General features: G+C 36.4%; 17 protein-coding genes. 3 read left to right on the forward strand and 14 right to left on the reverse strand.

All coding sequences use genetic code 11. The features are described from left to right. Nucleotide 1: 1 nt before the first annotated feature. The 9 genes from LV469_03955 to rpmG form a co-directional block, all read right to left on the reverse strand. A complete protein-coding gene (locus LV469_03955; GenBank protein ID UHR03452.1) occupies nucleotides 2-1,324 on the reverse strand; it encodes an S-layer homology domain-containing protein in 1,323 nt (440 codons plus the stop codon). A 234-nt stretch (nucleotides 1,325-1,558) separates the two neighbouring features. Continuing rightward, a complete protein-coding gene (locus LV469_03960; GenBank protein UHR03453.1) occupies nucleotides 1,559-2,830 on the reverse strand; it encodes an S-layer homology domain-containing protein in 1,272 nt (423 codons plus the stop codon). A 234-nt stretch (nucleotides 2,831-3,064) separates the two neighbouring features. After that, nucleotides 3,065-6,649, reverse strand: coding sequence for a DNA-directed RNA polymerase subunit beta' (gene rpoC, locus LV469_03965; protein UHR03454.1), 3,585 nt, complete (start codon nucleotides 6,647-6,649; stop codon nucleotides 3,065-3,067). A 21-nt stretch (nucleotides 6,650-6,670) separates the two neighbouring features. Beyond that, entirely contained in the window at nucleotides 6,671-10,381 is a 3,711-nt protein-coding gene (locus LV469_03970) for a DNA-directed RNA polymerase subunit beta (protein ID UHR03455.1), read from the reverse strand. A 207-nt stretch (nucleotides 10,382-10,588) separates the two neighbouring features. Beyond that, nucleotides 10,589-11,290, reverse strand: a complete 702-nt coding sequence (rplA, locus tag LV469_03975; protein UHR03456.1) for a 50S ribosomal protein L1 — start codon at nucleotides 11,288-11,290, stop codon at nucleotides 10,589-10,591. Nucleotides 11,291-11,333: 43 nt separating this feature from the next. Beyond that, nucleotides 11,334-11,759, reverse strand: coding sequence for a 50S ribosomal protein L11 (gene rplK, locus LV469_03980; protein ID UHR03457.1), 426 nt, complete (start codon nucleotides 11,757-11,759; stop codon nucleotides 11,334-11,336). Nucleotides 11,760-11,807: 48 nt separating this feature from the next. Then, nucleotides 11,808-12,353 carry a transcription termination/antitermination protein NusG gene (nusG, locus tag LV469_03985; protein UHR03584.1) on the reverse strand — a complete coding sequence of 182 codons (546 nt, stop codon included), beginning with the start codon at nucleotides 12,351-12,353 and terminating at the stop codon, nucleotides 11,808-11,810. A gap of 40 nt (nucleotides 12,354-12,393) precedes the next feature. Beyond that, nucleotides 12,394-12,606, reverse strand: a complete 213-nt coding sequence (gene secE, locus LV469_03990) for a preprotein translocase subunit SecE (GenBank protein UHR03458.1) — start codon at nucleotides 12,604-12,606, stop codon at nucleotides 12,394-12,396. An 11-nt stretch (nucleotides 12,607-12,617) separates the two neighbouring features. Then, nucleotides 12,618-12,767, reverse strand: a complete 150-nt coding sequence (gene rpmG, locus LV469_03995; protein ID UHR03459.1) for a 50S ribosomal protein L33 — start codon at nucleotides 12,765-12,767, stop codon at nucleotides 12,618-12,620. A 116-nt stretch (nucleotides 12,768-12,883) separates the two neighbouring features. Between rpmG and LV469_04000 the strand changes: the two genes are divergently transcribed. Both LV469_04000 and LV469_04005 read left to right on the forward strand, forming a co-directional pair. Continuing rightward, entirely contained in the window at nucleotides 12,884-13,594 is a 711-nt protein-coding gene (locus tag LV469_04000) for a hypothetical protein (GenBank protein ID UHR03460.1), read from the forward strand. 148 nt (nucleotides 13,595-13,742) lie between these two features. Further along, a complete protein-coding gene (locus tag LV469_04005; protein ID UHR03461.1) occupies nucleotides 13,743-14,837 on the forward strand; it encodes a HAMP domain-containing histidine kinase in 1,095 nt (364 codons plus the stop codon). Nucleotides 14,838-14,897: 60 nt separating this feature from the next. On the opposite strand, the gene LV469_04010 is transcribed toward LV469_04005, so the two are convergent. Continuing rightward, nucleotides 14,898-15,758: a YitT family protein gene (locus LV469_04010; GenBank protein ID UHR03462.1), complete on the reverse strand. Its 861-nt coding sequence runs from the start codon at nucleotides 15,756-15,758 to the stop codon at nucleotides 14,898-14,900. Nucleotides 15,759-15,767: 9 nt separating this feature from the next. Beyond that, on the reverse strand, nucleotides 15,768-16,235 hold the full coding sequence (locus LV469_04015) for a tRNA (cytidine(34)-2'-O)-methyltransferase (protein ID UHR03463.1): 468 nt from the start codon (nucleotides 16,233-16,235) through the stop codon (nucleotides 15,768-15,770). 61 nt (nucleotides 16,236-16,296) lie between these two features. On the opposite strand from LV469_04015, the gene pgeF reads away from it, so the two are divergent. Continuing rightward, nucleotides 16,297-17,031 carry a peptidoglycan editing factor PgeF gene (gene pgeF, locus LV469_04020; GenBank protein UHR03464.1) on the forward strand — a complete coding sequence of 245 codons (735 nt, stop codon included), beginning with the start codon at nucleotides 16,297-16,299 and terminating at the stop codon, nucleotides 17,029-17,031. A 70-nt stretch (nucleotides 17,032-17,101) separates the two neighbouring features. Here pgeF and LV469_04025 read toward each other — a convergent pair whose 3' ends face one another. From LV469_04025 to nrdD, 3 genes are all read right to left on the reverse strand, one after another. Continuing rightward, nucleotides 17,102-17,926, reverse strand: coding sequence for an exodeoxyribonuclease III (locus LV469_04025; GenBank protein UHR03465.1), 825 nt, complete (start codon nucleotides 17,924-17,926; stop codon nucleotides 17,102-17,104). Between the two features lie 97 nt (nucleotides 17,927-18,023). Continuing rightward, nucleotides 18,024-18,518 carry an anaerobic ribonucleoside-triphosphate reductase activating protein gene (gene nrdG, locus LV469_04030; protein UHR03466.1) on the reverse strand — a complete coding sequence of 165 codons (495 nt, stop codon included), beginning with the start codon at nucleotides 18,516-18,518 and terminating at the stop codon, nucleotides 18,024-18,026. Next, nucleotides 18,518-20,638, reverse strand: coding sequence for an anaerobic ribonucleoside-triphosphate reductase (gene nrdD / locus LV469_04035; GenBank protein ID UHR03467.1), 2,121 nt, complete (start codon nucleotides 20,636-20,638; stop codon nucleotides 18,518-18,520). The genes nrdG and nrdD overlap by 1 nt, the downstream gene beginning before the upstream one ends. Between the last annotated feature and the right edge of the window lie 131 nt (nucleotides 20,639-20,769).

Below are 20,769 nucleotides of genomic sequence, written 5' to 3' on the forward strand. Positions count from 1 at the left end.
CTTATTTTACATATACTAGAGTGCCATTTTCTAAAAATGCCATATCTCCAAGTTTTACATAAACTATTGGTTTTACTATCTTTGCGCCTTCAGGAAGCTTCTTGACTTCGATTTCATATCCGTCTGCTGTAGGTCTAACTTCATAGTTTTCTGCTGGGACTTCTTTCTTGTCATATTTTGGAGTTGCTCCTGTTACAAGATCTGTATTTTTGATTTTGTTGTAGTCATCTTCTGAAACATAGTTCAATTTTATATATCTTTCAGGATTTTGACCTGCCTTGCTTGCTCCCTTAAGGGATGATTTGATTTTTATAATGCCCTTGTCATCAAGTTTAGTGTAAGATTTTCCTGAGTGGTCGCTCTTTACGCTCTTATCTCCCAAAACTTCAAAATCTACAAGGATTTTTCTACCAGCTTTTGCAAAGTCGCCCTTGTGTTTTTTGTCTCCTATCTTGTAGGTTGGCATTTCTTTTATTATTTCAAGTTCTTCCTTGCTTATTGCCTTGTCATCTTTTTTCAACAGTTCTTTAGCCTTTTCTATAAGAGCCTTAAAATCAGCTATGGCTTTTTCATTTTCAGGTTTCTTTACGCCTTCGATTTCAAAATTTTCAAGCTTTAAGCCATCAACAAAATTCTTTAAGACTTTCTTAGCTTCTTTTACTTCATCAAGCTTTACTGCTTCTGTCTTTTCTGGTGCTTTTGCATCAACAAGAGCATTATAAAGCATTAAGAAGGCGTCTTGTCTGCTAGCAGCTGCGCCAAAATCTTTTATTTCAACTCCAGCTTCCTTGCCTATGATTCCTTCTTGGCTTGCCCAGTTTATCCATGATGCTGGCCAAGATGATTCTTTTACCATATCTGCTGTCAGGTCGTCTTTTTTTAATACGACTAGCATCTTTATTACTTCTGCATTTGTGATGTTTTTTTCTGGTTTGAAAGTACCATCAGGATAACCATTTATAAGGGCTATCTTGTTTTTTTCGCCCTTGGTGTCTTTTGCTACATTTATGATGCCCTTTGCCCAGTTTTCTTCTGCGACGTCTTTAAAAGCTGATTTTTCTTTTTGCAATTCCTTTGCTGAATTTTCAAGACCTATTGAATACACAAGGGTCTTTGCAATTTCAGATCTTTTTATATTCGAATCCAGTTTCAAACTTCCGTCTAGGTAGCCCGATATAATCTTTTTTTCTTTTAATTCAGCTATCTTTTCTTCTGGTTTTTGAACCTTTTTTAGAGCAGGTGCTGAGTAAGCAAGACTTGATTGAATGCCAGTTGCTAAAATTGTGGCTGCCAAAATTGTAGGCACTAATATTTTTCTTTTCATTTCATTCTCCTTTGTCGACTAATAAATTTTATATGCTTATAGTCGAAATTATTTATCAATTTAAGTATACAAAATATGTGTCACTTTGTAAATATTATAGCAAATTTAAATTGTTTAAATTTTTTCTTTTTTATTCTTGTCTAAATTTTCTTATTTACATAAAAGGAAGACTCAAAAAGAGTCTTTCTTATATTTATAAGTTTAAAATTTAGATTTTTCGCTTATATTTTACGATTAATAGTTGACGTTAAAGATTCCTATAATGTTATTGTAGTCTGCTACATAGGCATTTGGCAGCCCCATTTGAGCCATACTTACAGCTACACTATAGCCTCTTGCATTTGCTTTCATCATAAGTCCATAATGACCTGGAGAATTTTTCCATGTTGTGAAAAGAACTCTTGCAACATCCTCTTCTGATTTTACATTCATTGTTTGATTTTCTCCATATACACTAGTGTCATAATTAAATACATTATCTCTAATTGATGGGCCCATCAGCTGTGCAGCACATTCTCCTGCCATATTGCATATGCCTTCAAAAACTGTGTTCCATCTAGAACCATCTGGTCTTACATGCGGCTGTCCATTGCTTCTTAAGCTTCCAACTGCGGCTTGTTCTGTAGCCCTTATTTCTGTTCCTACTTGAGCCTCGCTATTGTAACTAAGGGGTTGTAATCCTTGACTTATTCTCTCTTCATTTAGCAAGTTTTCAAAAGCTTGTCTAAATTTTTCGTGATCAAAATAGGTTCCGTTATTAAATCCAATAACATATTGAGTTCTGTCAATATTATTGGCTTCTTTATTATTCTTATTAGAGCTTTTATTTACATTTTCTTTAGTTTTATTATCTTTATTTGCTTTTGCCTTTTCAATTTGTCTTGTGCCTGCAAGGGTATTGTATAGCATCAAAAAGGAGTCTTGTCTTTTGGCGGGTGAATCAAAGTCTGTTATTTCAACTCCAACTTCCTTGCCTATGATTCCTTCTTGGCTTGCCCAGTTTATCCATGATGCTGGCCAAGATGATTCTTTTACCATATCTGCTGTTAGGTCGTCTTTTTTTAATACAACTAGCATCTTTATTACTTCTGCATTTGTGATATTTTTTTCTGGTCTAAAAGTGCCATCAGGATAACCATTTATAAGACCTATCTTGTTTTTTTCGCCCTTGGTGTCTTTTGCTACATTTATGATGCCCTTTGCCCAGTGGTCTTCTGCGACATCTGTGAAGTCTGATTGCCCATTTTGTTCTTCTCTTGCTTCGTTTTCAAGTCCGATTGAATAAATAAGAGTCTTGGCAATTTCAGATCTTTTGATGGTTGAATCAAGTTTTAAACTTCCGTCTAGGTAGCCTGATATGATATTTTTGTCTTTTAATTCAGCTATCTTTTCTTCTTGACTTTGAACTTTTTTAAGGCTTGGTAATGAATATGCGAAGCTCGTTTGAATACTTGTTGTAAATATCATTGCCGCCAAAAGAGCCGTGCCTAATATTTTTCTTTGCATTTTCTTCTCCTTTTTATATAAACAAATTTATAATATGCTTATAGTCTAAATCATTTGTACATTTAAGTCTATAAAGCATGGGCTTATTTACAAATGTTTTTGCAAGTTGAAATTATTGTATCGAATGAATTTTCGTCTTGGTCTTATAAGAATTTCATTTGATTTTGAAATATTTAAATACAAAAAACCGCCCTATTAAAAGAGCGGTTTTTAACATTTTTAATCATTCTTAAATTATTCTTCAATTGTTTCTTCTTCTGAATCTTCTTGTGGTCTTTTTATGACTTCGGAATTTTCCAATATTTCAAAATTTTCTTTAAGCTTGTCGCTTATGGCAATTTGTACGTTGGAATTTTTTCTAACCCCTGTTCCAGCTGGAATCAATTGACCGATTATTATATTTTCTTTTAAGCCCAAAAGTTTGTCTTCTTTTCCTTTTATGGCTGCATCTGTTAATACTCTTGTCGTTTCTTGGAAAGACGCTGCTGAAAGGAAGGATTCTGTTGCCAAGGATGCCTTAGTGATACCGAGAAGGGTAACTTCTCCTGTGGCTGGTTTCTTGCCTTCTTCTTCCATTTTTTTATTTTCACGTTTGAAGTCGCTTGAGTCAACCATAGATCCTGGTAAGAAGGTCGTATCGCCTGGGTCTTCAATCTTATATTTATTAAGCATTTGTCTTACTATTATTTCAATATGCTTATCGTTGATATCTACCCCTTGAAGTCTATATACTCTTTGAACTTCTTTAACTATATATTCTTCAACGCCCTTGGGTCCTTTAACTTTTAAAAGGTCTTGAGGATATACAGAACCTTCAGTCAATTCGTCACCTTTTTCAACATAATCATCGTTTCTTACTTTGATTCTTTGTCCAAAAACTATGTTGTACTTGGCGACTTGTCCATCATCAGATGTGATTACAACTTCTCGTTTCTTGTTTTGTTCTTTTATTTCGACTTTTCCTGCAATTTCTGTAATTACAGCTAGACCCTTTGGCTTTCTTGCTTCGAAAAGTTCTTCTACTCTTGGAAGACCTTGGGTGATATCTGCTGCTGCTGCAACACCACCAGTGTGGAAAGTTCTCATTGTAAGCTGAGTTCCCGGTTCACCGATTGATTGGGCAGCGATTACTCCGACAGCTTCACCTATGCCTACACTATTACCTGTTGCCATGTTCTTGCCATAGCAATGAGCGCAGACTCCAGTTTTGCATTTGCATCCCAAGACTGTTCGCACTTTTACTTCTTCAATGCCGGCATCTACTATTTTTTGAGCCAAATCTGTTGTGATTTCTTCTCCCTTTCCTACAATCAAATCTCCGCTATTCGGATCCTTGATGTCTTCAGAGGAATATCTTCCTTCAATTCTATCTTTGAGGCTTTCTATTAATTCTTTGCCATCTTTAAACGCTCTTGCTACTAGATATTCATCTGTGCCACAGTCTTCTTCCACAACGATTACTTGTTGAGCTACATCTACAAGTCTTCTTGTAAGATATCCTGAGTCGGCTGTCCTAAGAGCTGTATCGGCAAGACCCTTTCTAGAACCGTGAGTAGACATGTAGAATTCCAAAACTGAAAGTCCTTCTCTAAAGTTTGACTTTATAGGCACTTCTATTGTTCTACCTGATGGAGATGCCATAAGTCCTCTCATACCTGCCAACTGTCTTATTTGGTTTTTCGAACCTCTGGCTCCTGAATCTGCCATGATGTAGATGTTATTTAGCCTGTCGAAGCTTTCCATTACTTCGTCGGTAAGCTCATCAGTTGCACTATTCCAGATTTCAATTACTCTTTCGTATCTTTCTTCGTCTGAAATCAAACCTCTTCTAAAGGCTTTTTCGTATTTGTCTACTTCTGCACCGGCCTTATCCAAAATTTCTTTTTTAGTTTCTGGCACTATTACGTCTGACATAGATATTGAAGTTGCAGCTACGGTTGAGTAGTGGTAACCCAATTCTTTTATATGGTCTAAAAACTTAGCAGTTTCTATATTGCCATGCTTGTTGTAAGTTTTTTCGATAATTTGTCCCAACAGTTTTTTGTCGATTACTTGATCAATCTCAAGTCCATAGGGGTCTTTGCTTCTATCTACAAAGCCCAAGTCTTGATGGATATATTTATTAATCAAAAATCTACCTACTGTGGATTTAATTATCTTTCCTCTCTTGTCTTTGTCATCTTTAAATATCCTCATGGACACTTTTGATTGAAGATGTACATAGCCATTTGCATAGGCGTGCATCATTTCTTCGTAGTCTTTAAAGACCATGCCCTCGCCCTTTAGTCCATCTCTGATTCCAAGAGTTAGATAATAACATCCTAAAATCATATCTTGAGTTGGAGTTGTGATAGGCTTTCCGTCTTTTAGTGCCAAGATATTATTTGTTGAAAGCATTAGAAGTCTTGCTTCTGCTTGTGCTTCGGCTGATAGGGGCAGATGGACTGCCATTTGGTCCCCGTCAAAGTCAGCGTTGTAGGCTGTACATACAAGTGGATGTAGCTTTATTGCTTTTCCTTCTACAAGAACTGGTTCAAAGGCTTGGATACCAAGTCTGTGAAGTGTAGGAGCTCTATTTAAGAGAACAGGATGATCCTTTATTACTCTTTCTAAAACATCCCAAACTTCTTCCTTTGCCCTTTCCACCATTCTCTTGGCAGATTTTATATTGTGGGCTGAGCCATTTTTCACAAGCTCTCTCATTACAAATGGCTTGAAAAGTTCAAGCGCCATTTTCTTAGGAAGACCACATTGATAGAATTTCAAATCTGGTCCTACGACAATTACTGAACGTCCAGAGTAGTCAACACGCTTTCCAAGAAGATTTTGTCTAAATCTACCTTGCTTTCCTTTTAACATTTCAGAAAGTGATTTTAAAGGACGATTTCCAGGTCCTGTTACAGGTCTGCCACGTCTACCATTGTCGATAAGGGCATCTACTGCTTCTTGGAGCATTCTTTTTTCATTTCTTACTATTATGTCAGGCGCATTTATATCTAAAAGTTTTCTGAGCCTATTGTTTCTATTTATTATTCTTCTGTAAAGGTCATTTAAGTCGCTTGTCGCAAACCTTCCTCCGTCTAATTGGACCATAGGTCTCAAATCAGGCGGTATTACTGGTATGGCTTCCAAAATCATCCATTCAGGCTTGTTGCCTGATTGAATAAAGGCTTCTATTACTTCTAGCCTTCTTGATATTCTGACTCTTTTTTGACCACTAGCATTTTCAAGTTGATTCTTTAAATCTTCAGATTCTCTATCTAAATCTATTTGCTTTAAAAGTTCTTTTACAGCCTCTGCACCCATTTTTGCTGTGAACTTGTCGCCGTATTCACCTTTTAGCTCTCTGTATTCTAATTCAGTCAAAAGTTGTTTTACATAGACTTCTGTGAAACCTTCTTCCACTTCTGTTACTACGTATGCTGCAAAATAGAGAATTTTTTCAAGAGCCCTAGGACTCATATCAAGAGCAAGCCCCATTCTAGATGGAATGCCCTTGAAATACCAAATATGAGATACTGGTGCTGCCAACTCTATGTGGCCCATTCTTTCTCTACGAACTTTGGATTTTGTAACTTCAACTCCGCACTTTTCGCAAACAATGCCTTTGAATCTTATTCTTTTGTATTTTCCGCAACCACATTCCCAGTCTTTTGTAGGTCCGAAGATCTTTTCACAAAAGAGGCCTTCTTTTTCCGGTCTTAGTGTTCTGTAATTTATGGTTTCAGGTTTTTTAACTTCTCCATAGGACCATTCCCTTATTTTTTCAGGAGATGCAAGTCCTATTCTTATCGAATGAAATAATTCACGTTCACCCAAAAAGATCGCTCCCTTCTATAATTAATCTTCTTCCTCGTCATCATCGTCATCAAATTCGTCAGTTTCATAGAATTCAACTTCATCAACACTTGCCTTTCTTATGGCTGATGTCGCTACATCATCTGCATCTTCCATGATTCCTTTTACGTCTTCTATGACTTCTCCCTCTATCGAATCAATCCTGTTTAGATCTTCATCTTCGGCTTCCAAATCAATTTCTTGTCCGTCTTCGTCCAAGACTTTCATTTCTAGTGCCAGGGATTGAAGTTCTTTTATTAAAACTTTAAATGACTCTGGAACTCCTGGTTGAGGGATGTTTTCTCCCTTTACTATGGCTTCATAAGTCTTTACTCTTCCTACAATGTCGTCAGATTTTACAGTGAGCATTTCTTGAAGAGTGTAGGAAGCACCATAGGCTTCTAATGCCCAAACTTCCATTTCTCCGAATCTTTGTCCACCAAATTGTGCCTTTCCACCAAGTGGTTGTTGAGTAACCAATGAGTAGGGGCCTGTTGACCTTGCGTGAATCTTTTCATCTACAAGGTGGTGAAGCTTTAACATATACATGTATCCAACAGTTGCAGGATGGTCAAATTCTTCTCCAGTTCTACCATCTCTAAGTTGAATTTTACCATCGTGTGGATAGCCTGCTTTTTCCAAAGTATCTATTATATCTTGTTCATTAGCTCCGTCAAATACGGGAGTTGCAATGTGCCATCCCAATTTTTTAGCAGCTAGACCAAGATGCACTTCTAAAACTTGTCCAAGATTCATACGGCTAGGTACGCCCAGAGGATTTAGGACTATTTGAATAGGTGTGCCATCTGGCATATAAGGCATGTCTTCAGCTGGCATAACTCTTGAAATGACACCCTTGTTTCCATGGCGACCACACATCTTGTCTCCGACTTGAATCTTTCTTTTTGTTGCAACAAAGACTCTAACCATTTCATTTACGCCTGGTTGCAACTCGTCACCTGCAGATCTTGTGAAAGTCTTTACATCAACAACAATGCCATGTTCTCCATGTGGAAGTCTAAGAGATGTGTCCTTTACTTCTCTTGCCTTTTCACCAAAGATAGCCCTTAGCAATCTTTCTTCTGCTGAAAGTTCAGTTTCTCCTTTTGGAGTAACTCTTCCTACGAGGATATCTCCCGGTTTTACTTCTGCTCCCGGTCTTATAATTCCTCTTTCATCCAAGTCTTTTAAAACATCTCCACTTAGGTTTGCTATATCTCTTGTTATTTCTTCGGCGCCGAGTTTAGTGTCTCTTGCTTCAACTTCATATTCTTCTATATGAAGAGATGTAAGCGTGTCATTTATTACAAGATCTTGGTTTACAAGCATAGCATCTTCGTAGTTATAACCTTCCCAGTTCATAAAGGCAACAAGTATATTCTTGCCAAGAGCCATTTCGCCAAGATCGGTTGATGGACCGTCGGCTATGACTTGACCTTTTTTAATCTTGTCTCCTTTTTTTACAATAGGTCTTTGATTTATTGTAGTGCCTTGGTTGCCTCCGATGAATTTATGGAGCTTATACCTGTCTACAACTCCGTCTCCATCCCTTTTCAAGTATATATTTCTAGTATCTACTTTTACGATTTCTCCATCGTCAGTTGATACGATTACAACGCCCGAATCTTTTGCAGCTCTGTATTCTATACCAGTTCCTACAATTGGGGCTTCTGTCTTCAGAAGAGGAACAGCTTGACGCTGCATGTTGGCACCCATGAGGGCTCTGTTGGCATCGTCGTTTTCCAAAAATGGAATCATTGCCGTGCCGACAGCTACAATTTGTTTTGGCGATACGTCCATATAAGTGACATCTTTTGAATTGTAAAAGTCTACAAGTCCTTCGTGTCCTCTTGCAACTATACGGTCGCTAACGAATTTGCCATTTTCATCTAAGATTTCATTTGATTGGGCGATTATTTGTTGATATTCCACATCTGCTGTGAGGTATTCAATTTCATTTGTTACTATGCCCTCTCCCTTGATGACCTTTCTGTAAGGTGTTTCAATGAATCCGTAGTCATTGATTCTCGCATAGGTTGTAAGAGAAGTTATAAGTCCTATATTTGGACCTTCAGGAGTTTCTATTGGACACATTCTTCCATAGTGGGAATTGTGTACGTCACGCACTTCAAAGCCTGCTCTATCTCTAGAAAGACCTCCTGGTCCCAGGGCTGATAGTCTTCTCTTGTGAGTCAATTCTGAAAGAGGATTGTTTTGATCCATGAATTGTGAAAGCTGAGATGAACCAAAAAATTCCTTGATTGCAGCAGTCACAGGGCGGATGTTTATAAGGGATTGAGGAGTGGCTGCATCTACATCTTGCATGCTCATTCTTTCTCTTATTACTCTTTCCATTCTGGACATACCTATTCTGAATTGGTTTTGAAGTAATTCTCCTACGCTTCTTATTCTTCTGTTGCCCAAGTGGTCTATATCGTCTGTAAGACCAACTCCTCCAAAGAGGCAAAATTCATAATTTACTCCACAAATTATATCGTCAACTGTTATGTGTTTAGGTGACAGAATGTGGGCGTTTTTCTTTATTTCATTTTTTAATTCTTCCGGATCCTTAAACTCTTCGACAAGAGCTTTTAAGGTCGGATAGTGAATTTTTTCTTTAAATCCGAGTTCTTCTAAGCTAAATGGCAAATCAAAGTTGCTGGCATCGGTAAAATTGTTTCCGATTACTATTACCTTGTGGTCTTGCTCATCATCTCTTTGACTCTTTATTATAATCTCAACTCTATTTATGCCGGCATTTTCTATTTCTATAGCCTTGTCCTCGTCTATAAATTCGCCAGCTTCTACTAAAACTTCTCCTGTTTCTTCATCAACTATATCATTTGCTGAATAGTTGTCCTTTATTCTTTCTCTAAGCGCCAATTTTTTGTTGAACTTATATCTTCCAACTCTTGCTAGATCATATCTCTTGTTGTCGAAAAACATATTTTCAAATAAAGACTTAGCACTATCAAGAGTAGGCGGTTCACCAGGTCTTAGTTTTTTGTAAATTTCTAAAAGAGCTTCCACTCTGTTTGTAGTGGTGTCTTTTTCTAAAGTCCTCAAGAGGGCTTCACTTTCTCCAAAAAGTTCAGTGATTTCCAAGTTTGTTTCAATGCCAATTGCCCTTAGTAAAACAGTTATTGGAATTTTTCTTGTTCTGTCTATTCTTACATTTATAATGCCTTGAGCGTCTGTTTCAAACTCCAACCAAGCTCCTCTGTTTGGTATCAAAGTTGCCGAGAAAAGTTTAGTTCCAGTCTTGTCCCTGTCCATCTTGTAATAGGCTCCCGGACTTCTAACTAGCTGAGAAACTACAACTCTTTCTGCTCCATTTATTATGAAGGTTCCTGTTGGCGTCATTAATGGAAGGTCGCCCATAAAGACTTCCTGTTCCTTTACTTCTCCACTTTGAGTATTGATAAGCCTTGCCCTGACCTTCAGTGGCGCACAGTAATTAGCATCTCTCGACTTAGACTCATCTATATCATACTTAATATCATCTGAAATATAGTAATCTACAAACTCTAGTCTCAAAATTTCATTGTAGTCTTCAATTGGGTTAATATCCGAAAAAACTTCTTTTAGTCCTTCTTTTAGCAGCCAATCAAATGAAGATGTCTGTACTCCAATAAGGTTTGGTAAACTCAAAACCTCATCAATACGTGAAAAGCTCATACGCTCTCTTCTCCCGTATTTTACAGGATGTACCATAAATTTCACCCCTCTTAAGATATCGCAATAAATTTGCCGACAATAATCCACGTTAATCATTATTATGCAATTTATAATGATATCACTAAGGTCAAGTTGGTGCAAGTTCTTATTTGCAAATTCATAGTTTTTTTTAGTTTTTTTATTTAAATGCAAAACCCCCGCAGGCTCTAAGCCCACAGGGGTTTTTAAAGGTGTTTTTATTTATTACATATCCATCAATTTTTGTCCATTTAGTCTGATTCCTGGACTCATAGTTGATGCAAGAGTTACGCTTCTTAGGTAACGACCCTTTGATGCTGCTGGCTTAGACTTTATTATAGCTGACATTATAGTCCTAAAGTTTTCTGCCAATTTTTCTTGATCGAATGAAACTTTTCCTATTGGAACATTGATAATAGCAGACTTGTCTACTCTATATTCAACCTTACCTGCCTTAGTTTCTTCGACAGCTTTTTTTACATCGAATGTTACAGTTCCTGATTTTGGGTTTGGCATAAGACCCTTAGGTCCAAGTATTCTACCTATTCTACCAACAAGACCCATCATATCTGGTGTTGCTATAACTACATCAAATTCAAACCAATTTTCTTTTTGAATCTTATCAACGTATTCTTCGGCTCCTGCATAGTCAGCTCCTGCGTCTAGGGCTTCTTGAACTTTTTCTCCCTTAGCAAGAACTAGAACTTTTACGCTTCTGCCTGTTCCGTTAGGAAGCACTACCGTACCTCTAACTTGTTGGTCAGCTTGTCTTGGGTCTACTCCAAGTCTTACTGCTAGTTCAACAGTTTCGTCAAATTTTGCTTTTGCTACTTGCTTTACAAGTCCGAGAGCTTCGTCTACGTCGTATAGTTTCGTATTATCTATAAGCTTTGCGCTTTCTTTGTAATTTTTTCCTCTTTTTGGCATATTATTCCTCCTTGTGGTTCAAACGGATTTTCCTCCCACTATATTAATCAACTACCTCTACACCCATACTTCTTGCTGTTCCTGCTATCATGCTCATGGCTGCTTCTACGCTTGCAGCGTTTAGATCAGGCATTTTCAGTTCAGCTATTTCTTTTATTTGAGCCTTGGTAATTTTTCCTACCTTGTTCTTGTTAGGTTCTCCACTACCAGATTTTAAGTTTATAGCCTTTTTGATTAAAACTGGTGCTGGTGGAGTCTTAGTAATAAATGTGAATGTACGGTCTTGATATACTGTCAATACTACAGGAATTATAAGTCCCATTTGTTCTTGAGTTTTTGCATTAAACTCTTTTGTAAATTGCATTATGTTTACACCGTGAGGTCCTAGTGCAGTACCTACTGGTGGAGCAGGTGTTGCTTTACCTGCTGGAATTTGTAGTTTTACAATCGCTACGACTTTTTTTGCCATTTTTATTCCTCCTTGTGGTGCTCGGGTTTTTCCCTCCCACTATTTTGCTTACGCTTTTATAATTTGATTTGAATTTAGTTCGACAAGTGTATCCCTTCCAAACATGGAAATGAATACCTTGACCTGTTTGCGCTCGTAGTTGAAGCTTTCTATCCTACCTACAAAGTCGTTAAAAGGTCCGTTGATAACTTTTACAGCATCGCCGATTTCATATCCTTTGAATATGTCCTCATCCTCAAAGACTCCGAGATTCATGACCTCCTCGTCTGTTAGCGGAACAGGTTTGGATCCAGGCCCTACAAAGCCTGTAACTCCTCTTGTGTTCCTGACAAGATACCATGATTCATCATTCATTATCATCTTTACTAGAACATAGGACGGGAACATTTTTCTTTCTTTTACTAGACGTTGTCCATCTTTTTGATCGAGATATTCTTCCATGGGGACCTTTATATCAAATATGAGATCTTCCATGTGACGATTTTGAACGATGGCTTCCATGTTGTGTTTTACCTTGCTTTCGTGACCTGAGTAAGTATGGATTACATACCACTTTGCCAAGTCCTCTCTTGAAGATTTTTTTTCTTCTTTCATATCTTCAAGGATTTCAATGTCTTTATTATCTTTATCCATATTACTTGACAATTAAATGCATTCCCTTGTTGATTATGAAATCAAGTACAGAGAGCAGGATAGAAAACAGGATTATCGCAACTATGACAATGCTTGAATAGTTAGCAACTTGTTTCTTAGTTGGCCAAACGACTTTTTTAAATTCAGACTTCACGCCTCTTAGGTATTTCCCATTAGATTGTTTATCTTTATTTTGGTTTACCTGGCTTGTCATTTAAACCCCCCTTACTTTGTTTCTTTGTGTGGAGTATGCTCCTTGCAGAATTTGCAATACTTGCTTAACTCCAACCTCTCAGTTGTATTCTTCTTGTTTTTGTAAGTGACATAGTTTCTTTGTTTGCATTTAGTGCATTCAAGAACGATTCTGTCTGCCATAAAAACACCTCCATTTTTTACATTTAAAAAAGACCCTCATAAGAGGGCTTTCTTATAACATTTACCTTGAACATTCTATACTAGATAGGTTAAAATGTCAATATAAAGGAGGCACTATGGAAAATAAAAATAATGAAGAAGATTTAAGGCTTAAAAGACGAAGAAATAAAATGATCAGAAGAAGAAAAAGGCAGATGAGAAATAGGCGGAGGATTTTTTTTGGTGCTATAATTCTTATCATACTTATAATTTTTATTAAATCCTGCAGGAGGATGAATAACATAAGTCCTAGTGTTTCCTCTGACCACACCGAAAATCAAACAAACACTACTACTAAAACTACATCAGATGAAAAGCCAATGGAAGCTACAAGTGTCAAGATTGGTGAAAATGAAGTTAAGCTTGAAAATCTAAGAGTCACTATTGGAAATTATATAACTGATACTGAAAATTCAGATGAACAAAATATCTATTATGTAAAAAATGAAGAGGCTCAAAAGGAAATTCTAGATTTGATTTCAAAAAATATAAAGGCTGTGATTCCAAAATCAGATGCCTTGAAGGATATTTTGTCTGATTATGTGCAAGTATCTTTTAATGACTCGACCTATCTTGAAATGCGTTCGACCAAAAAGTCAAAGGCTTCTTACCCGGATATAAATATCGATGGTGAATTCTACTACCTCTACCTCTATGAGTTCAATCCGACCAACCACGTTTCAACCATGCAGGCAGCTTACCTTTCGGATGAAAACTTAAGAGCTAAAATTGAGGAGATTTTAGCCAAGCACAAGATCGATAGCGAATACAAAAAAGTTGCATATTAAGATTTCCCCATCTTTAAAAGATGGGGTTTTTTATGCTCTTATTCTTATTTAAAATTTTTTATTTGAAAATATTTCGTTTTTAATTTCTTTTTACAGGGTAGCGATTATAAAATTAGTGTATAATAGGATATGAATTACGGAGGTATTTATGAAAAAGATCAAGAACATCTGGGTCTTTCTGCTATCTCTTGGACTTTTATCAGGCATGTCTTATTTTAGTTCTAAGACTATCTTTTCTGCTTATGCAAGGCTTGTGCGTTATTTGCCGGATGACAAGTCTTTTCTTAAACTGCAGCCGCCTGTTGAAAATAAAAACTTTTTGAGAACTCTAGGATATTCGCCGCTGGATTATTTTATAAAATCCCTGCCTTGGATCCTTGTTATATCCATATTGGTATATATAATCTACAATTTGATAACTTCTAAGGAAGACAATTTGGTAAAAAACAATGTTCAAAATTCCATTGCTCTAATTAAAGAGAAAAAAGAAAAAAAATCTCTCTTTAAAAATCCTGATTTTAAACTTTTGGATAGGGAAATTTCCAAATTACTTAATAGAATAGATGAACTAGAAAATCACAAGACTGTTGAGTTTGTCAGAAAAGATGAATTTGACGAAAATCTCGCCCAAAGTCTTAGGAGCATATGTCTTTCTATGGTAATGGATTTAGAACTTATGAAAATCAGAAATCTCGATCCAAGTATTTCCAAGTTTGAAATAAACATAAGAGCTTTCGAAAACTTGATATCCGATTTGCTTTTTAGATCTAGAATACTTAATGGCAGTTTGATTTTTAAAGAAGAGGACTTTTTCATAAAAGAGTTGCTTTACTCGTCCTTGGAAGCAAATTCAGAAAAGATTGCGGAAAAAAAGATTGTAGTCGAAAACCATATAGAGGATCAGATTGCAAGTGGAGATTATGATTTGGCTTCTGATGCACTTGCAAGAATTATTAATTTTCTATGCGTTCACGCAAGTATGGAAGATCGCATCTCTTTTAGAGTATTAGATAAAGATTCTCCAGTCCTTGAAATAAAAACAGATATAGGCTCTAAAAAAATTGAAAATCTCGAAAAAGCTTTTTCAGGTATTTATAGAAATGATAGACTCAAGTATGACAGTCTCGACCTCTTGCTTGCCAAGATGCTTTTTGACAACATGGGGGGAAGTATAGAATTTAGCTTAAATCCTACTGGAAGCACCCTATTTATTAAATTAAAAAAATCTCAGGCTCATGCTTGAGATTTTTTTAATTTTATTTTTAATTTTTAAGCAATTCAAAAGTATTTTACAAATTTTATCTCATTCGGGACTTGAAAAGGTAAACCCTTCTCCTTCAACTTCATTCACATTTGACACATACATAAAGGCGTGAGCATCTATTTCTTTTATAGCTTGTTTTAATTTCACATAAGATCTCCTATCAAGTACGGTTGTCAAAACGGCTCTCTCAACATTGGAAAAGCCACCTGTCGCCCTATAAATAGTAGTTCCTCTATTTAAGTCTTTTAGGATTAAATTATTTACTTGTTCAAACTCCTTAGTGATTATAGTAACTGCAAATTTGGAATCAAAACCTTGCAAAAATCTGTCAATCACAAGTGAATTTATGACAACTCCAAGTAGAGAATACATACCAGCCTTGGGAGAAAAAATGATGCCCGCTCCTAATGTTATAAGACCGTCTGTAAGCATGAGACCTCCTCCAAAAGAAAGTCTCGTATATTTTTCGATAATTTTTGCAACTATATCTGTACCGCCAGTCGAGGCTCCTTGATTAATTACTATGGCTATACCGGTAGATGATATACCCACTCCAAAAATCAAATTTATAAGAGTGTCATCAGTAACAGCGTGAGAAACTGGTGCCAAGCTTTCCATTAGCCACAAAAGCCCTGCCAGATAAAGGGCTGAATAAAGGGTGTAGAACCCAAAATTTGCCCCTAAAAAATAAAAGCCCATGGCAAATAAAATGACATTCAAAACCAAGAGTATCTGGCCTGTATCAAAAAATCTTACAATTTTTGATAAGAGAATTGCCAAACCCGATGCTCCTCCGACAGCCAAATGACTTGGTATCAAAAAGAAATGCAGGCTCAAAACTACCATAGTCGAACCCAAGGTTGTCAACAATAATCTCCTCAAGTCTAATTTCTTAATCATAATAACTCCTTATTCTAAATCCAAAAAATCAAGTTGTCGAAGGGCCTCAAACAATATTATTGATGCCGAATTTGACAAGTTTAAAGATCTCTTGAAGTCCTTGAGCATGGGTATTCTTATATTGGTTCCTAAGTCAGAAAATATTATATCTTCTGGCAGACCTCTTGTTTCTGGTCCAAATACAAGATAGTCTCCATCTTCAAATTTAACTTCAGTATAGGGTCTTGAGGATTTTGTAGATGCGAAAAAAAGATGACCCTTATCCTTTTTATTCATAAATTCTTCGAAATTTTCATAAACGGATATATCTACCAAATGCCAATAGTCAAGCCCTGCTCTTTTTACAGTCTTGTCATCTATTTTAAAACCCAAAGGTTTTATCAAATGCAATTTTGTGTGGGTAAGTCCACAAGTTCTGGCGATGGCGCCAGTATTAAATGGAATTTCAGGCTCATAAAGCACTATATTTAAACTCATAAACACACTTCCTTTTAAATGTTATAATATCATTAAAACCAAGCTAAAAATAGGAGTTGTAATGAATATTTTTTCAGAAACATTAAAAAATTTAGGTTTGAATAATCAAATCGGTGGAATAGATTTCAACTTTAGATATTTTACACAAAAACTTTCCGTAGTCAAGGATACAAAAAAACTTTTAAAAATTATGGGCGAAGAAGACATAGAAGATATATATTCAGCTTTTCAAATTCACTCGAATAACATAGAGGAGGCTCTTGTAGAATCAACAAGTGCTTTTGTCTATGGAAGAATTGCCTTTAGAACGGACGGGCTTATTACAAATAGAAAAAATGTGGCCCTTCTTATAAAATTTGCCGATTGCACTCCCATCCTTATTTATGATCCGATAAAGAAGGTCCAAGCTTCAATCCATTCAGGTTGGCGAGGCACCTCTAAGCAAATAGCAAAAGAAGCTCTAAAAATAATGCAGGAAAAATATTTTTGCAAGAAAGAAGACCTGCAAATTTTTTTTGGCCCCTCAATCGGAAAAGATAGGTATGAGGTCGGGGGCGAAGTCTATGAGGCTTTCAAAGTCTTCCCTAAAAGGGATGATTTTTTCGCTTTGAAAAATAATGGCAAATACCTCTTGGACATGATCTCTGCTAATTTAAGCCTTTTAGAATCTCTTGGCATATCAAAAAATCAAATTGAAATTTGTCCCTACGATACCTACTCCTGCCCCTTCCTCCACTCTGCGAGATTAGAAGGAAAAGACTATGGCAATAATGCCATAATAAGTGTGATAAAATAATTTGATTTTATAATTTGAAAAGGGAAAAGCCAATTAATATGGCTCTTCCTTTTTGTTTTAGAAAATAATTTTAAAAAATTTCGAGCAAAATCGGTGTATGATCTTGTCTTGGTCCCGAGTCAATCATTTCAGACTTCTTGATTTCACGGGCCAACCTATCAGATACCAAAAAATAATCTATTCTCCATCCAGCATTATTAATCTTGGAGGTTTTTACCCTCTGTCCCCACCAAGAATATACTCCTTCTACATCTCCATTTATATATCTAAAAGTGTCAGTAAAACCAGAAGACAAAAGATTGGTAAAGCCCTCTCTTTCTTCATCGGTAAATCCTGGCGATCTCCTATTAGATTGTGGGTTTGCAAGGTCTATCTCCTTGTGAGCCACATTGAAATCTCCCGTAGCTATCAAGGGTTTTTGCTTATCTAGCTCTTTTAAATATTGAGCATATTTCACATCCCAAACTTGTCTATCAGCAAGCCTTACTAGCTCATTTCCCGCATTGGGAGTATAGACTTGAGTGAAGAAAAAATCGTCAAACTCAAGTGTTATTATCCTGCCTTCATAGTCCATAGTTGTGGGGGCTCCTATTTTAGGAAAAGATATTGTTGGCTTTAGGCTTTTTTTATAAAGCACCATGTTGCCAGCATAACCCTTTCTTGCTGGCTCAACAGATGAAACCCAAGCAAAATCATAGTCCTTAAACCAAACATCCAGATGCTCTATATGCTTTTTGGTCGGCCCCTTGGCTGAAAGCTTAGTCTCTTGGATGGCTATTATATCTGCATCCTCTTTTTTTACGGTTTCCAAGACATCTCTCGACAAAATTGCCCTTGCTGAATCACTTGTCAGGGCAGCATTTAGAGAGTCTATATTCCAAGAAATAAATTTCATTTCGTCCTCCTAATTCATACATTTATAATATCAAATATTTTTGTATCTGCCATCTAATTTTAAAGTTTCACAAATAAAAAGGGCCGGCAATTTGAGTTTACTCTTCCCATATTACCGGCATATTTTCTTTTAAAGATTCTTTTATTTTTATGATGCGCTGATTTGAAGATCCTCTGAATTTCAATCTGAGATCCTTTAAGTTATTTACGAAAAGTCCATCTACCAAGATGTCACAGAGCTTTAAAAGCTCCAACTTTTTTTCGTCTTTTAAAATTTGCTCAAAGGTATAGCCTGAATATACCCAGATGGACTTATCGGACTTTTTTCTAACTTCTTGTAACAAATCTATGAGTCCGTCTAGATTTTCAAAAGGCTCTCCACCCAAAAGGGTGAGCCCATCAACTTCATCTAAACTCAAATAGTCTAGGATTTGCTCAGTTTGTTTGAAAGTCCAATCTTCTCCAAAATCCGCATCTTGGTACTCTTTATTAAAACAGGCATAACAATTATGACTGCACCCAGTTACGAAAATAGAAGTCCTTATGCCTGGACCGTTTGCCACATCATATTTTCTTATTTGTCCATATTTCATTAGATATGCAAGACCCTGTCTTTTATTTCTTTTGTTCTGCCTTCTGTCCAGAAATTTTCACCAAGATAACCACAAGTTCTTCTAACTACTGTCAAGGTGGACTTATCTGTATTGCCGCATTGAGGGCATTCCCATTGACCCTTGTCGTTGACTTTTATTTCTCCATCATAGCCACACTCTGCGCAATAGTCGCTCTTGGTGTTAAATTCAGCGTATTGAATATTGTCATATATATACTTTACCATAGTTTCAAGAGCTTCCAGATTGTGCGTCATATTTGGAATTTCCACATAAGATATGCAACCGCCTAAAGACTTATCTTGGAATTTGGATTCAAAGGCAAACTTTTCAAAGGCGCTTATTTTTTCCCTGACATCTACATGGAAAGAATTTATATAGTAACCCTTGTCTGTCACATTTTCGATTACTCCAAATCTCTGTCTATCAATAGAGTTAAATCTATGGGTAAGAGATTCAGCAGGCGTTCCATAAACTGCAAAAGAAAGCCCCGTTTCCTTGTTCCATTCGTCCTTCTTTTTATTCAAAAGATCCATAATCTTCATAGCAAATTCATAGCCTACCGGATCAGTATGGGATACGCCCTTGGTAAGCAAGGTAGCCTCATAAATTCCTATATAGCCTATGGTTACAGTTGAATATCCTCCCTTTAAAAGAGGCTCAATAGAAGCATGGCGAGGCAATCTCGCTATGGCTCCATGTTGCCAGTGAATAGGACTAGATTCGGAAGTCACATTTTTCAAATGCTCATATCTCAAGATGCCGACTCTCTTTACAAGTTCTAGACGTTTATTCAAAATTTCAAAAAATTTATTTTCGTCTCCATTTGCCAATATTCCTATTTGAGGCAAATTTATTGTGCAAACTCCAATATTGAATCTGCCATCAAAAATATATTTGCCTTTTTCATCCTTATATGGAGTCAAAAATGCCCTACATCCCATGGGAGAAAATACATTGCCCTTGTAATTTTCTCTCATTTTTTTGGCAGATATGTAATCTGGATACATCCTCTTGGCTGTGCATCTTATGGCTAGAGAGGTGAGGTAATAGTATTTTGAATCCTTGGATACATTGTTTTCATCTAGTACATAGATCAGCTTAGGAAAAGCCGGAGTGACATAGACCCCAGATTCATTTTTTATCCCTTCTATTCTCTGTTTTAAAATTTCTTCTATAATTTGAGCAACTTCTTCTTCATAGGGATCTCCGTCTTCGACTTGCATAAAAAGGGTCACAAATGGAGCTTGGCCATTAGAAGTCATAAGAGTATTTATTTGATATTGGATTGTTTGAATACCCGATTCCAAATCTCTTTTTGTAAGAGTAGCCGCCATTTTTTCAGCAAGCTCCACATCTCCAAGCGTCTCAATCGATACGGAAAGATTTTTGTCATAAGATTTTCTTAGATACTTGCCCAGGCAAGAAATGTTTATAGACTGGCCACCATATTGGTTTGATGCGATTTGCGCTATAATTTGAGTCATTACATTGCAAGCAACCTGAAAAGATTTTGGCGTTTCAATCATCTTTCCATTTACCACAGTTCCATTGTCGAGCATATTTTTCATATTTACCAAGCAGCAATTGAAAATTGGCTGAATCATATAGTCCATATCGTGAATGTGGATTGCTCCAGATTCGTGTGCCTCTACCAAATCTGCAGGTATTATCTTTCTCTTTGCAATGTCCTTAGAAACTTCTCCCGCTATCAAATCTCTCTGGGTAGATGCTATTATGGGATTCTTGTTAGAATTTTCGTCCATTACATCTATGTTCGTTTGGTCTAAAAGTCCAAGTATGTCCTCGTCTGTTGTATTCATCTCCCTCTTGTAAGCTTGAACTGCCTTGTAATTTTCATAAGCTCTTGCCGTAGCAGGGTTTTTGCATTGGAGAAGTTTGTAGTAAACTTCATCTTCTATGTCATAAATACTCAAGTCCTTGTTCACTGTAAGAGCATAATCTTCAATTTCATTGGCAATCTTCTCAGCCTGACCTTCAACAAAAATCCCATTACCAGAATGCATAGCCTTTTCAATTGCTATCACAATTTTCTCTTTATCAAAGGGTACACAAGTACCATTACGCTTTATGACTTTCACTTCTATCTCCTTTACTATTTTAATTATCCTACGCTATATATTGCGGTCGATTTTTAATTTCGCATATATATGATACGACATATTGGTCTTTTCTTCAATAAGCTTTTAGTATCTTTTTCTCTTATTTTCAA

The organism is Peptoniphilus sp. GNH (assembly GCA_021307325.1).
In the GTDB taxonomy this organism is placed as follows: domain Bacteria; phylum Bacillota; class Clostridia; order Tissierellales; family Peptoniphilaceae; genus KA00134.